17 protein-coding genes are annotated in these 13,873 nt (G+C 50.4%); 12 read left to right on the top strand and 5 right to left on the bottom strand.

Annotated features, from left to right (window positions below):
* The first annotated feature begins 1 nt into the window (after position 1).
* Positions 2-700: a TatD family hydrolase gene (locus AC1HCZ_RS01830; protein ID WP_479461839.1), complete on the top strand. Its 699-nt coding sequence runs from the start codon at positions 2-4 to the stop codon at positions 698-700.
* A gap of 83 nt (positions 701-783) precedes the next feature.
* On the opposite strand, the gene AC1HCZ_RS01825 is transcribed toward AC1HCZ_RS01830, so the two are convergent.
* Both AC1HCZ_RS01825 and AC1HCZ_RS01820 read right to left on the bottom strand, forming a co-directional pair.
* Positions 784-1,362 (bottom strand): HD domain-containing protein, encoded by a 579-nt coding sequence (locus tag AC1HCZ_RS01825; RefSeq protein WP_479461838.1) that lies wholly within the window; start codon positions 1,360-1,362, stop codon positions 784-786.
* A 21-nt stretch (positions 1,363-1,383) separates the two neighbouring features.
* Complete coding sequence (locus tag AC1HCZ_RS01820) at positions 1,384-2,634, bottom strand: hydroxyacid-oxoacid transhydrogenase (RefSeq protein ID WP_479461837.1); 1,251 nt, start codon at positions 2,632-2,634, stop codon at positions 1,384-1,386.
* 72 nt (positions 2,635-2,706) lie between these two features.
* Between AC1HCZ_RS01820 and AC1HCZ_RS01815 the strand changes: the two genes are divergently transcribed.
* From AC1HCZ_RS01815 to AC1HCZ_RS01785, 7 genes are read left to right on the top strand one after another with little or no spacing between them, the layout of a single operon-like run.
* Positions 2,707-3,978, top strand: coding sequence for a phosphoadenosine phosphosulfate reductase domain-containing protein (locus AC1HCZ_RS01815; RefSeq protein ID WP_479461836.1), 1,272 nt, complete (start codon positions 2,707-2,709; stop codon positions 3,976-3,978).
* 20 nt (positions 3,979-3,998) lie between these two features.
* The gene (locus tag AC1HCZ_RS01810) at positions 3,999-4,796 is read left to right on the top strand and encodes a hypothetical protein (protein WP_479461835.1); all 798 of its coding nucleotides are present in this window, start codon (positions 3,999-4,001) and stop codon (positions 4,794-4,796) included.
* On the top strand, positions 4,747-5,193 hold the full coding sequence (locus AC1HCZ_RS01805; RefSeq protein WP_479461834.1) for a hypothetical protein: 447 nt from the start codon (positions 4,747-4,749) through the stop codon (positions 5,191-5,193). The genes AC1HCZ_RS01810 and AC1HCZ_RS01805 overlap by 50 nt, the downstream gene beginning before the upstream one ends.
* A gap of 2 nt (positions 5,194-5,195) precedes the next feature.
* The gene (locus AC1HCZ_RS01800) at positions 5,196-5,924 is read left to right on the top strand and encodes a hypothetical protein (RefSeq protein ID WP_479461833.1); all 729 of its coding nucleotides are present in this window, start codon (positions 5,196-5,198) and stop codon (positions 5,922-5,924) included.
* Positions 5,878-6,318, top strand: a complete 441-nt coding sequence (locus AC1HCZ_RS01795; RefSeq protein WP_479461832.1) for a hypothetical protein — start codon at positions 5,878-5,880, stop codon at positions 6,316-6,318. Before AC1HCZ_RS01800 ends, AC1HCZ_RS01795 begins: the two co-directional genes overlap by 47 nt.
* Positions 6,319-6,321: 3 nt before the next feature.
* Positions 6,322-6,696, top strand: a complete 375-nt coding sequence (locus AC1HCZ_RS01790) for a hypothetical protein (protein WP_479461831.1) — start codon at positions 6,322-6,324, stop codon at positions 6,694-6,696.
* Positions 6,660-7,448, top strand: coding sequence for a ThiF family adenylyltransferase (locus tag AC1HCZ_RS01785; RefSeq protein WP_479461830.1), 789 nt, complete (start codon positions 6,660-6,662; stop codon positions 7,446-7,448). The genes AC1HCZ_RS01790 and AC1HCZ_RS01785 overlap by 37 nt, the downstream gene beginning before the upstream one ends.
* A gap of 4 nt (positions 7,449-7,452) precedes the next feature.
* On the opposite strand, the gene AC1HCZ_RS01780 is transcribed toward AC1HCZ_RS01785, so the two are convergent.
* Complete coding sequence (locus AC1HCZ_RS01780) at positions 7,453-8,745, bottom strand: ABC transporter substrate-binding protein (protein ID WP_479461829.1); 1,293 nt, start codon at positions 8,743-8,745, stop codon at positions 7,453-7,455.
* A 55-nt stretch (positions 8,746-8,800) separates the two neighbouring features.
* Positions 8,801-10,096 (bottom strand): ABC transporter substrate-binding protein, encoded by a 1,296-nt coding sequence (locus AC1HCZ_RS01775; protein WP_479461828.1) that lies wholly within the window; start codon positions 10,094-10,096, stop codon positions 8,801-8,803.
* A 182-nt stretch (positions 10,097-10,278) separates the two neighbouring features.
* Between AC1HCZ_RS01775 and AC1HCZ_RS01770 the strand changes: the two genes are divergently transcribed.
* Genes AC1HCZ_RS01770 through AC1HCZ_RS01755 form a run of 4 tightly spaced genes read left to right on the top strand, consistent with a single transcriptional unit; the run spans position 10,279 to position 12,170 of the window.
* Complete coding sequence (locus AC1HCZ_RS01770) at positions 10,279-10,953, top strand: hypothetical protein (protein WP_479461827.1); 675 nt, start codon at positions 10,279-10,281, stop codon at positions 10,951-10,953.
* Positions 10,954-11,004: 51 nt separating this feature from the next.
* Positions 11,005-11,520, top strand: a complete 516-nt coding sequence (locus AC1HCZ_RS01765) for a hypothetical protein (RefSeq protein ID WP_479461826.1) — start codon at positions 11,005-11,007, stop codon at positions 11,518-11,520.
* Position 11,521: 1 nt separating this feature from the next.
* Entirely contained in the window at positions 11,522-11,722 is a 201-nt protein-coding gene (locus AC1HCZ_RS01760; protein ID WP_479461825.1) for a hypothetical protein, read from the top strand.
* 4 nt (positions 11,723-11,726) lie between these two features.
* Positions 11,727-12,170: a universal stress protein gene (locus AC1HCZ_RS01755; protein ID WP_479461824.1), complete on the top strand. Its 444-nt coding sequence runs from the start codon at positions 11,727-11,729 to the stop codon at positions 12,168-12,170.
* 7 nt (positions 12,171-12,177) lie between these two features.
* On the opposite strand, the gene AC1HCZ_RS01750 is transcribed toward AC1HCZ_RS01755, so the two are convergent.
* Positions 12,178-13,857: a DEAD/DEAH box helicase gene (locus AC1HCZ_RS01750; protein ID WP_479461823.1), complete on the bottom strand. Its 1,680-nt coding sequence runs from the start codon at positions 13,855-13,857 to the stop codon at positions 12,178-12,180.
* Positions 13,858-13,873: the final 16 nt, after the last annotated feature.

Here is a 13,873-nt window from a genome sequence, read left to right as displayed (position 1 = left end):
AGTGGACGCTCACGTCCACTTACACGAGGATCCCACGATGGTAAGGCGAGAGATCGTTTTGGTGGCTGTTTCTGACGACTTGAAGAGTTCGATCAAGACCATATCGCTTAAGAGCGAGAACGTCGTCCCATGCGTTGGCATTCACCCTTGGAGCTCGCTTGAGACCAGCGACTCGGAGCTGAGGGAGCTTGGAAAGCTAGCGGAAACGGCTCAGTGCTTGGGCGAAATAGGGTTGGACAGGAGGTACGTCTCGGACATAGAGAGGCAGAAAGTGGTCTTCGAATACTTCTTGAAGCTCTCCAAAGAATACTCCCTACCCGTCAACCTTCACGCGCTGGACTCTTGGGAGGAAGTCTTCAATTTGCTTCTGAAGTATGACGTAGATAAGGCGTACTTCCACTGGTTCAACGGCCCCATCTACCTTTTAGACGAGATAACCTCTCAAGGTTATTACGTAGGCATTAACGCAGCGGCTAAGCTGCAGAAGAAGCACATGAGGGTAATAGAAAGAGCCCCCCTTTCATCCATAATGACGGAGAGCGACGGCCCTTATGCTTATAGGGGAGTAAAGCTAACTCCCGAGGCTATCTTAGAATTGATTAAGTTGATTGCCGACGTTAAAAAGGTAAGCGAAGAAACGGTGAAGAACGCTGTGTGGCGCAACTTCAAGCGCTGGTCGGGCGCCCTCGCCCAAGGCTGAACTCCTCACCCCTCGGCCCGGGGGAGCGCTCATCGGACAGCGGGTTCCCGCACACGAGGCAAAAGTTAAACTCGTCTCTGTACTTAAGCCCACAGACCTTGCAAACCTTCATCGAGCTCACCCAAAGCCTCGCTTAGCGCTCTCGCGAACTCCCCGTCCTCCTCCCTTACTTTATTTATGATTTCCTTTAGGTGCGCTAGCATAGTATCTTTTATTTCCCCGACCCTGGAAAGTCCCATGCTTTCGTACTTTTCAGCTTGCCATAACGTTGCCAGCGTTTCGCTTACTTTAGCTAGCGTCCTCTCGCGGCTCTGCTCGTCTATATAGGCTTTAGAGTATTCTACGACCTTCAACGAGTTTAACTCCTCTATAGCGTTTAATTCCAAATCCTCCTTCACGCTGCCTACCTTGTCGGCAGTCCACTTGGGCAAGTCTCCAACTAGGACTTCGGGGAGGTCGTGCGCTAGCGCTATGGAGGCAGCCCTCTCGGGATCCACCTCTATGCCTACTTCCTTTAGCTTTAATCCGAGCTCCAATGCTATTAGTGCCGCATAGAAGGAGTGGAGGGCTACCGTTTCCCCGAGCGAAGGGGGTACTCCCCTTTGCATCCACCCCGTCCTGACCAAGGATGCAGCTGCATCTAAAACTTCCCTTAACTTCATGATTTCTCTATCCCCTAAGGTTTAGTAGTTTCTCATACTCCTCTTGTAAACCCAGTAGACGTCTTCTTCGGTCACGGGCCTCGGGTTTGTAGCTAACAGCCTCTTCTGGTTCAGCGTTTCTTTTGCCATCTCCATCAAGTCTTCTTCCTTAACTCCGACGGCTTCAAGTCCCGGCGTAAACTTTATGTCTCGTTGGAGGGCTCTGATAGCGTTGGCTGCCCACTCGGCACACTTCGCTAGGTCCCTCTCCGGACACTTCTCGCCGGTCAACAGTTCTCCGACTCTTTTGGCCTTCTCGTAGTTGGCTGGCGCGTTGAACTCCAAGACTGCCGGCAACAGTAAGCCCACCGCCTCTCCGTGGGTCACTTTGTAGCGCCCTCCGAGCGGGTAGGAGGCGGCGTGCGCCAGTCCCACACCGGCGTTACCGAAGGCGAGGCCTGCCAAGTAGCTGGCTATAAGCATCCCAGATCTAGCCTCCAGATCGGTCTTACCTTGATATACCGCCCTCCTCAAGTACTTACCTATAAGCTCTATTGCCCTCTCCGCTAGCGCGTCGGTTACCGTGAAGGAGCCCACGTAGACCGGTCTCATGGCCGGGTCCTCCGGCCTCTCCCTTGCCCAGTAGGGCTTGGCTATGTAAGATTCCACGGCATGAGTAAGTGCGTCCATCCCTGTGTCGGCTGTCACTTTAGGAGGCATAGAGAGGGTAAGTTCAGGGTCTAACAAGGCCAGAGCGGGTCTCAAGAAGTCTGAGCTTATGCCTACCTTTACTCCAACGTCCTTTAAGGTAACTACGGCCACGCTCGTGACCTCGCTACCAGTACCAGCGGTGGTGGGGACGGCTATCATGGGCTTGACGGGCCCAGGGACGGGCTTCCCCTCCCCGTAGGGGGGAGCGACGTAATCCCTAACCCTTCCACCGTAGGTAGCGAGCAAGTTAGCTATTTTGGCCGTGTCTAGCGCGGAGCCTCCGCCGACGGCTATTACCGAGTCCGCCCCGCTCTCCGCCAGCGCCTTGGCAGCCTCTTCAACGCTCTCGGCAGAGGGCTCTGGTTCTACTCCGTCCCAATAGGGGACATCCTTTCCAAGTATTTCCCTAATCCTGTCCGTTATACCTCTCTTTACCCACCCTTTGGTAGTTATCAAGAAGGGTTTCTCTACTTTAAGCCTCTCTAAGTCCACCTTGAGTTCGTTCAGCGATCCCGGTCCGAACTTGCTACGAGGCGATCGGAACTCCCAGACGTAGTCGCCGAAGGGGTTGTACACGGTCATCGCCGCGCCCGAAAACCTCTGACAAGTATTTAGTTTTTAAGGAAGTGAGGACAAGCAGCGCTTTGAAGGCTAATGATGCGCATAATCGTGCGAAGTAATAGGGACGCCGACGCGGTCAGGGCAATGCTAGACCAAACCCTCCCATCTTGGAACGTCGAGTTGACAACGCTTAAAGGGGCGAGGAAGGAAAAGATATTAGACGTTATTGATCATGTCGTAAATCCCGACGCAATTAACATAGTATTATTAGGAAGGGAGGATTCCGAAGTAATAAGGAAGTTAGTCGAAGTTACGCCACCTAACGTGATAGTGCACTTGGTGCCGAGGGCTAGGGTTAGGAACGCCAGACTATCCCACTTGAGGTGGGAACTTGAGAGAGCCAAGGCCCAGCCTAGGGGTTGGGTTCGGTGGCAGGACGAGGTACCTTACTTGGGAAAGAAGTACCCCGCGAGGGTGGAGCCGAGCGAGGAACCCTTCCTAGCGTGGGGCCTCTGGTGGAAGACCTTAGGCTTGGGCAAGCCCTCTAAGGACGCATTCTTGGTCTTTAAGAGGCAGAAGGGTTTCCACGAAATATTTTCAGAAGGAAGAACGGTAGCCATGTTCGAAATGAACGACTATCACTACCCTAAGGTAGTTAAATTGGGAGACGTTAAGGGTTTCGACATAATGAGGTCTGTCGAGATGAGCAAAGAATTTCTCGATATATGGGAAAAAGTCTCTTCCTTCACGCTAAGGGGGTGCGAAAAGGCCGTCGTCCCGTGGAGCGGCGGGAAGGACAGCACAGCTGCCTTGATAATAGCAAAGAAAGCATGTGACGAGGTTGTTGCGGTTTACGTCGATACAGGGGTCGATATGTATCTGAATAGGAAGTACGTAGAGTTCTGGTCAGAGCGGCTGGGTGTAGATTTGATAATTAAAGAGGTTCCAGTGAAGAGCCAGATATTTCAGAGAGGCCTCCCTACTAGGGAGGAAAGGTGGTGTACCGCCCTCAAGTTGAAGGGGCTGGAGGAGATAATAAAGGAGGTAAAACCTGACTACATAGTTGTGGGCGACCGGGACGCCGAGTCCCAAGCGCGCTCGGCCAGATGGGAAGAGAGGGTTTGGGAGGGCGTTGGCACGGTCAAGGCCCCTTTGAAGCTCTGGAGCGCCGCGATGGTTCAGCTGTACTTGTTTAGGAACGGAGTACTGCCAAATCCGCTCTACGCTTCGGGCTTCTACCGGTTAGGCTGCTACGTGTGTCCCTTCTTCCGAGCCTACGAGAGGGAACTCGTGAGGTCCGTGCCTCCGGCCAAGCTCGGGACGGACGAAGAACTTCTGAACAAGTTCTTAGGGGTGAGGGCGTAGAGCCCACTAGGTAAAGACTAATGATGTGCCAATCCAAGGAGAGGTTCTTTTTAGAGTTCGAAAAGCTAATGATAGAGAGCGCCAAGGACGAAGTTAATTGGGATTCGACAGTAATAATGGAAATACTGGCAGAGGCTTCCAACAGCTTGACGTCCATTCCGTGTACGCCCAAAACGTCGGTTAAGTGGTCCAAACTAACGGAGATCGTAAAGAAAGCCAGAGAAGAGAACGACCGTTTCCTCAGAAAGATTTATGCAGAGAAAATTAGGGACGGCGCACAAACCTTGGTGAATTTAGAGAGGGAATGGAATGTCAAGTTAAACGTGATATTGTTAATATCGATAATGGTAAGCTTGATGATTAGGCCACTCACGCTTGCCAACTACGTCCCGTGGGCGAGCTTGTTGATTTATCAAGCCTTGCCCTTAGTGGCTCTGGGCATACTCGCGCTCTCAGGATTAATCCTCTTGGCTTCCAAGCCTGCTTTGGGACTAATATTCTTGTTGTCCGCTATAGGAGGGTACCTAGAGAGGGATGTGGAGTTGGACTTGAGCGTGCCTAAGGGGGTGAAGAGGATATCCCGGGAAGACGTAGAACGCTTGTTCGTTCAGTACTACGGTGAGAAGCTAGGGCGCGAGCTCTTCCGTTTCGAGCTATATCAGCTGGTGATATCTGGAAGGACCGTTGAGGAGGCCCTTTCTGAACTATGGGAGAGACTCACCAACACACAAATATCCTCAAAGGGTTCTGGACAACCAGGAGGAGAGCGTGTCAGCGCCGGGAGGAGGGAAGACCAAGGAACTGAAGATAATAACTAGACAAGTGCTGACCGTTGAAGACGTCAAGAAAAATAAGAACATGAAGATAGTGCTACACATAGTCAAACACTTGGGCGAGATCTCAGAAAAAGGATTGACGAGATTACTCTACGAGATGAAGGAGAAGGGCGTCGACTTGGGATACGAGTTCGTGAAAATAGGGAAAGTAATAGGAAGCAAGGATCTCCACCAAGACATAATGGATTTACTCTACGTAGGACTCTTAGAGAGGAATCCGGCCAAGAACAAGCTCAAGTTAACGCGCGACGGGGAGGAATTCTTGGAGAAGTACAGCCTCCCCGAAGAAGAGATCAAACCCATATTGTCGCTAGTTGATCAGTTGAAACCCGTGATCGAACCGATAGAGGCCGAAGTCGAGATGAGGAGGAGGCCGTAAAGTTGAGCACCGAACCGGGCGAGATCCACCTAACTATATTGATGAAGCCCGAGTTCTCAGAATACCACGTAAGTGCCAACTACGGTGAAACCCCGGACGAGGTGAGAAGCAAGCTGGCAGAGAAGCTCGGCATAAGCCCTTCAAGGATAAGGCTATTCATAAAGAGGCCGGACGGGGCGGAATACGAGATAACCCACTCTTCGGAAAGCGTGGGCCAGATAGTTGGCGTTTACGGGAACGTCTGGTACGCTTCCATAGAAGAGCCCTACGGATCGTTGATCGACGCTATCGAGATTTTCAGGGAACACTACTTAGGTTCGACTGAGCTGCGAAACAAATATTCCCCTCTGGCCAACGATCCGGGTTTGGGCATTTGGACGGAGAAGCGTTGTAAGAAGAAGGAGTACTGTAGCCCTTCCAGGCTCTATCGGGTCTTCGTTTTTCCTAGCCTCGGCTACCCCATCACCCAGCCTTTAATATTCGTCTCTCCTAAAGTACTTCATAAGTGTTGTTTTTACAACTTGAAGTCCCAATTCTTTGAAATAAAGGCCAGAGAACTGCCGGAGTTGGCGCCGGCCTTCGAAGAGGCTTCCAAGTTAGTGAACGTTAATATGTGTGTCATGCATATAGAATCTTGGGAGTACTTAAGAAAGACTGAAAGGAACCCCCTAGAGGTGCTAGACGTTGCCCTATGTACGGACGTTGGACTCTGTCACAGTACCGGTACATAACGTCATAATAGACCCTAACATATTCATTCCCTTGGTTGAGGTGGGCATCAAGAATAACTGTTACGAGCTCACTTTAGATGCGTCTGAAGACGCGGTGTCGCTCACGGGAAACATGAACGACACTATAATATTAATTGATGGAATCAGGTACATGAAGGTAATAGAAAAAGGACCGACGTACGTGAGGACATACGACTTCCTACCGAACGACATAATCATTGCACACTACCACTGCGGCATCCCTCCCGAGCCCTCCGCGGTTGACGTAGAGACCATGAAGTTGGCGCTTAGAGCCCAAATAATGGCCACGTTGCCTGGAAGACCGCGAGTCTTCGGCATAATTTCGCCTGTCGTGTCCGCCTCTTCCTTTTGTTTGTCTTTGAGCCTTTACTAACCGGTGCCCAGTGCCACGATAGCCTTCACTACAAAACGCTTGAGGCTGAGCGAGGTCGAAGCCTTGGAGAAGGTTAAGAAGGGCTTCGCTCTCTTAGAGAAGGATGAAGAGGAGTACTACTTAAACGATTTATGTGAGAGGCCGGAACGAGGGTGCTATCCTTTCCGTTACGGGTCCGTGCCGGAAATAGTGTTAGAGGACTTCATATTTATTATTTCATATAGTATAAATACAAACAGCAAGAAGTTTCCATACGCAAAAGTGACGCCGTCCAAGGTACTCGTATATGAAGTAGAGGTCGCTAATTTGGACGTAAGGGAGGCGACCATACGGGGTCTCGTGTGGCGACTCCGAAGGGCTTCTACGAGCGGACGCTAAGGTACTTGCAAGAGGTCGCAAACCCTGAGGAGCTAGAGGACAAGAGCGTTTTGGTAGGCGGCATAGGCACCATAGGTTCTAGATTGGTCAGAAACCTAGCCCGGTTCAATTTTAAAAGAATAACAATAGTTGACATAGACTACGTCGGCCCAGAGAACGTAGGTTACCAATGTTATCATACGGAAGAGATAGGCGTGGCCAAGGTTACCGCGTTAAGCGAGAGGTTTCAGAAGTACCACCCTTGGACGAACGTTCAAGGGGTTTACTTAGAAGTCTTCACCCCATCCGGCTTGAGTTCCTTCAGCGAATTGAAGAAGTTTGCAGAATTGGTAAAGAAGAGCGACGTCGTAGTAACGGCCTTCGATACCTTGCCTCCTCGGGCCACTGCGCTGTTGCTGGCCGTGAAATACGAGAAGAAGTACGTCGACTTAGGTCTTGGGAGTACCAGGGGATACGTCAAGGTATTAAAACGAGGGTACTGCCCGATCTGCTCAAAGGTGTGGCACGAGAAGGCCACTTACTATACTAACCCTAATCTGGCTGAGCTTGTGGCTGCCCTCGGAGCACAAGCGGTTTTGCGGATCGCGTTGGGCATGGACTGGCCTAGCGAAATACACGTTAACTTAGAAGAACCCATGAGAGCCTACATGGCTAGCGACGTCAAAAACGAAGGGTGTCCGCTTTGTTCTGAGGAGGTTAGGTCGCTGAGGATCGAGGAGGTCCCTAAGTACTTAGTAAAAAACGTGTACTAATTGTTTACCTAGGTGTTAGGTTAGTAAAGAGCTTCAGTCCCTCGCTGGGGCTCCAGAACCCTACGTCTTCGAATGCGGGCTTGCCGTTAACTATCTTGATGGTCCAGACGCTGTAGCTGGTACTCAGAGGCTCCTGATATATGGCGTTCATGCTCTTATCACCGCTGAAGCCTTTGTATATGTAGCTCATTTCTATTATGCTGTGCTCCACCAAGTTAGGGTTGTAGCTGGCCGCCCTCAAGGCGCCTAGAGTCACCAGCCATACGGCGTCGTAGAGGGTGTCGCTGAAGACTACTGGCGCTTTGCCGTAGACACTTTCATAGTACTTAATGAAGTTGCCGGAGGTGTAGGGTGCAGTTCCCAGTACGTGCTTTGTTGCCAACACCCGCGCCACTACGGGGTCCTCTATGAGAGCGGGACCCTTTACGGCTTCAGTGAAGAACCACGGGTACCTCTGCAAACCCAGCTGTAAGGCTTGGCGCAAGATGACCTTGATCTCGTCAAAGGCGAGCCATACTATTGCTTGGGGTTTGTAATTGTTGATCGTCCTTAGCTCGGCGAGGTAGCTCCTGGCGTTGGGGTCGTATGGTATTAGGTAAGCCTTTCCCCCTTCAGACTCGAAGGCCTGTTTGAAGGCCATAGCGAATCCCTTGCCGTAGTCGTCGTTTCTGTAGAAGAACACCACTTTGTCGTATCCAAAGCTCTTGACGACCTTGGCTAGAGCCTTCGCTTGGAATAAGTCGCTGCTAACGCTGAAGAATACGTAGCTGTAGCCCAACTTAGCTATGTAGTCGCGATTGTTGAACCTAACGAGCGGGGAGGTGCTGGAGTGGCTCATCAATATTACCTTCAGTTCACCGTTGATTACGTCTTGGAGGGTACCGACGGCTGCGCTGGTGGCGGGGCCGACGACCAAGCGAACTCCGTCCACGTTGACGAGCTTCCTAACTTTTTCTAGGGCTACTTGCGGGTTGGTTTGAGTGTCCTCTACAACCCACGTTACCTTGAACGGGAGACCCAGCTCCTTGAAGCAGTAGTTTAAGTCCCTCGCGGCCAGCTCTACTGCGTAGCGTTCGTCAGAAAAGCTGGCCAGAGCACCGCTCATGGGTATTAGAGCCCCTACCTTTATGACAGTTCCTCCGAGGCCTTCTCGTACCTTCTCTAGACCGCCGGCTCTCTCTATGGCCACCTTGATGTAGCTGCACTTAGGCCCTCCATACGCTTCTTGAGGCGCGAGGGCTAAGGCGGTGGATGCCGTTATTGCTAATAACAGTAGCAAAGGGAGGGACTTCCTCATGGCACTATCTCCAAAGTCTGGGGGCGACTTTCGGTTTAAAAACTTCAATTTATTCTCACTTAGGCCTAATGGACATGAATAGTTCTATACCCTTCTCCGGATCCCAGAAACCTGCCTTGACGATAGTAGGCTTGCCGTCAGTTATCTTTATAGTCCAGTAGTGGTAGGACGACTTCATGACCTCTTGGGTCAATGGATTGAACGTCTTGGGCCCGGTGTAGCCCTTGAAGTAAGCTCCTACCTCGAGGAGCGCCTCTCTGATTGCGTCAGCGTCGTATTTCTTGGCCTTTAATACGCTGAGGGCCGAGAGCCACAATGTGTCATATATATAATCAGCGTAGAGCATGGGCGGTATGCCGAACCTTTCCTCGTACAGCTTTGCGAAAACGTCGCTACCTCCTGGCCCGGTACCCATGCCGTTCTTTATTGCAACTATCTTGGCTAAGTAGGGGTCGTTCAAGAGTACGCCTCTGCAAGTCTCGCTGAACAACCACGGGTACTTCTGTAGGCCTAACTGTAGGGCTTGTCTCAGTATTACCTTCAACTCGTCAAAGGAGATGAAGAGTATTGCGTCAGGATTGTTGTTGGCGATAACTCTTAACTCGGCGTCGAACGTCCTAGCGTTAGGATCGTAGGGGATCAGTATGCTCTCGCCGCCGTTTTGGGAGAAGTAGTACTTGAAAGCGTTGGCCAGTCCGACGCCGTAATCGTCTTGACGGAACATTATCGCGACTTTCTTGTAACCTAACTTGGAGGCCAGCTCAGCTAGCGCCTTTCCTTGGAAGTAGTCGTTGGTTATGGCCCAAAATATATAGGATTTGCCGGTCTTAGAGATATACTCCTTATAGTTAGCCAACCTTAAGTTGGGTGCAGTGCTGGTAGCAGACATTACGACTACGTGAAGTTCAGAGTTGACGGGATACATCAAAGATCCCATAGGCCTGCTAGTGATTCTGCCCGCGATTATTTGGACGCCTTGGAGTGCTAGCTTTCTTACTACTTCAACAGCGACTTGTGGATCCGTTCGAGTGTCCTCCATTATAAACTTGAACCTCCACGGAAGTCCGAGCTTTTCCATACAACCGTTTATATCCTCGGATGCCATTTTGATGGCATTGTAGTTAGAGACCGCGAAGGAGCCTAAAGCGCCGCTCAAGGGAGCTGGAGCTCCTATCGGTATTTCCTTTGGAAGGTGTATATTGTTCGTGCCGCCAACCCACTCTATTACCTTCTTTATGCTTTCACAGTTGGGACCCAGCTGGTAGGGTTTGGTGAGTAGGCCCATCTCTTCGGTCGACGCAGCTATCACTAGGGACGCCGCTAATATAGTTAATAGTAAGCTGCTCCTCAATTTTCTGTTCCCTCGTTTCTCGCTTGTCCGACCGAGTTATTTGAGTATATGCACCCCTTGGTCTGTGCATCACAACATTAATATATCAATATAATATATACAGCTGTGTCACTCTTCCGTCACCGTCGGCTGGTTTATATATGGCTGGTGGATAGTACTATTCTACATCGGGTGTCCTAAAGGTGGCCGTGGTAAGCATTCCAAAGAACGCCCAAGTTTCGAGCGGCGTTCACTTCGTCCGGGTTCCTCCGAAAAAGAGCATAACTCTTATGGGAACCTTCGAACCTAAGTACAAGATAATCAATTCTCTATATATAGCATTGACCAAGCTCGAGGAATTAGACATGCTGAGTTCCGCAGGAATAATAGATAACAACTTGTTCTCCGTACAAGGGGATCAAGCACCATACGCTAAGGTGGTATTTAAGGTAGGGAGGAAGACAAAGGAATATTGGCTGGTAGGCGTTCCCTCGGAGGTATCGTCTAAGATATTGTCGAATCTAACTGACAGTATAAGGGCGTTCAGGGGGATCATCCCAAAGGAGTCCTTCTACGAAGTAGAAAATCCAAACGAATTGGCCAAAATAATGGAAGGCACGAGGAGGATAATTTATGTCTTTGACGCAGAGAGTCAAGCTTACGCTTCCCTCGAGCTCTCTAACATGCTCGCGAGTTTGGAGGGAAGGAAAGTGGAGAAAGTTGCGATAATCAACGTAGGGAGGGGCATGCCGTCCTTCGTTCATGGCACTCTACGAACCTTGGAAAGGCTTGGCTTCGTCAAGAGGAGCCTAGTTCTGGAATCGCCGACCTTAAATAGCTTTGAAATGATCAAATTAGCCAAGTTCATCTTTCTTTGATAAAGACTTCATTTCAAAAAGCCCTCGCCCCCTTCTCCCGTGGGAGGAGTTTTGGTAGCAAAGGGTGAGGCAAAAGTATACTTAGACGGCAACGTCTTGTTGGCCGCGTCCACGCTGGAGGACAAATTGCACGACGAGACCGTCGAGTTCTTGGATCTAGTGAAGAAGGCCGACTGGGAGCTTGTAATAGGGACGCCAATATTGCTTGAGTTGGAACAATTGCTTTACTTAGGCGATATGGGCTGGTTCAGACTCAGACACGCACTCTCAGCTCTACCCAAATATGGGATAAAAATAGTAGAGGACGATCATAGGAAAGTCCTAGAGTTGGCGAAAGAGTACCTAGACGAGAAGGTGTTGTCTGAAAAATACTTTACAAACTTGTTGGTTATAGCTTCCGCTACACTCGGAGACGCCGATTACTTGGTCTCGTGGGATTCCCGGAGAATGGCCAACAAGAGCGTCGTTACAGCCGTGAACAGAATCAATCTAAACAAGAAGCTCCGAGAAATAGAAATAGTCACACCTAAAAGGTTATCTCAGATTATTAAGGATGAGGTGTTGTGAAGTGGCGAAAGCCAGGGAAGAGGAGTCTCTCAGCTTCTTGTTGGATGAAAAACTAAAAGAGTTCGTCGCCAAGAATGTGCTGAAGGCAAAACTAGAGGAATACGAAGAGGCCGTCTCCATAGCAAAGGAAGTAATATTGCCCTTAGCGAAGGCTGTTGAGAGAAGCAAGAAGGTAGTTAGAATGCTCTTATTAGGAGGCTGATAGCATGTTTAGAAAGATACTCATGGCTCATGATTCTAGCCTTTGCGGTTGGAAGGCGTTCGAGGTAGCCGTCGACCTAAGCAAGAAGTACGGAGCAAAGCTCTACGTGTTGCACGCGGTAGATACTACTGCAATACCCGACATACCTCACAGAGACGTGTTCGTGAAGCCTCTGGTGGAAAGGGCGGAGAAACTTAAGAGGGAGGTTGAAGAGAAGCTCAGAAATGTTGGCCTCGACTGGGAATTCGTGATAGTTCACGATAACCCCGTTAATGCGATAGTGAAGAAGGCAGAAGAGCTAGACGTCGACTTGATAGTCATGGGCGCGAGGGGCACGGGACCGGTGGGCGGCTACCTATTGGGTAGTGTCTCAACAAAGGTACTACTAACTTGTAACAAGAGTATCTTAGTGGTCAAGGGCAAGGCTCCCGCAGCCAGTACGCTCTGAATGAGCTTCACCCTACTAACAACTTTTTGGACACGGCGTTCCTTAACACCAGTTCCACTACCTTTTCGTGTTTTATGACGAAGTTATACTTCTTTACGTCGAATATCTCCATCGGACCTGTTCTAACCCTAACCTTGATCGTGAGGGGACCGACGGGGAGCTTTTTCTTTAGTTTTTCGGCTACTTGCTCGAAGCTCCCTTTTAATCTCAATTCGTCCACGACGATGGTGGCGCCCTTTAGTGGGTCGAGTAGCTCCCTCAGCTCCTCTTCTACGACGTCTGCCTCGTCTTGCAAGAACCATAGTTTGCCGTAGGGAGAATGCACGTACGCTGCAACCCCCTCTTCTCCCATCTTCATCAGCAACCTCTTAACCCGAGAGAGCGGAAGCGAGGACAACTCCGCGATCAAGTCTTCCGGAAGCGCCCTTCCACTGAGGGCTTCGAGTACGTTGCCTACGCTGGAGACCTTTAACAGCCTCTTCAAGACCTCTGGATCTACGTTAGGGTCCACTCCTACCTTCTTAGCAACCTCTAACCCTTCTATTAGTAGGTCGACGTCTACGGTATCTGGGGTTACTATAAACGTTAAAAACTTAACAACTTTGCTCCCCTTAGGCCTTAACAACCTCCCAATCCTCTGTATGAGACGCAATGCAGAAGAAGTATTGCTCCAAACAACTAGTAAGTCTATTTCGGGCAAGTCCAAGCCTTCCTCCCCCGCTGAGGTAGCTACTATCACCTTGGCCTTCTTCAATCTTTCTAAGGACTCTTTGTTCTTACTAGTCAGGGGAACTGCTCCCAGCTCCTTCGAGATGGTCAGCGCTATGTTGACCCTATCTACGAAGACCAATGCTTTTTCGTATACATGATCATTTAAGACTCTGAATAGTGCTGGGAGCTTGTGGAGCGGCGCCTCTTCGTAACACTTCTCTATCTGGTCGGAGTAATCCTTAAGGAGCCGTGCCAACGCGCTCCCCTTCTGGGACGACTCTTTGAGGGCCATAGCCCCGTCTCGGGCCAAGAACCTCAACGCTAATGATATCAGAAGCCGAGTCCTCTTGTCCGACCCCGGCCAACGGGACTTAAGCGCCTCGTAGAGCCTCATACACGCTTCGGGCAAAGGGGCCTCGTAGACCTCACCTATATAGGGGGGTAGGTACTTGCGAACCTCTTCGTCGTTCCAGGGTATTTCCACTATTGGGCCTATGTACGTCTCTATGAGGCTCCTTCTCTTCGGGGGTATGAATGCGCTTAAGCCTAAGCGCCACTCGGCCTTGACCGAGCTAACTACCTTCACGTAGGGGTCTTTCCCGCTAGTGTGGTGACACTCGTCGACCACTAACGCGTCTGACCCAGCGAGCTCCTCCAACCAGAGCTCTGCCTCTTCCGGGGTAGCGACGACCACGTCTGCTTTCAAAGCCTCGAGCTTTTGGGTTTTGGACCTCTTCCCGTGTAAGGGTGCGGCGTTCAGCGAGAAGGCGTTCCTTAAGAGTAGAGAATTCTGTTCTACGAGTATCCTTGTAGGCTCTAGGACCAACGCCTTGCGCACCAATCCCCTTTTGAAGAGTTCCTTAAGCCAAGCCCCTGCCACCACCGTCTTCCCAGATCCAGTCGGCATAACTATTACGCACCTTTTCATTCTTAATGCAATATCCAAGGCTTTTGATTGGTAACTCCTAAGCCTCATTTATTTCAATCCCCTT

The organism is Ignicoccus sp. (genome assembly GCF_056435145.1).
Note: the sequence above shows the minus strand (reverse complement) of the source record. Positions and strands in the feature narration are given on the sequence as shown.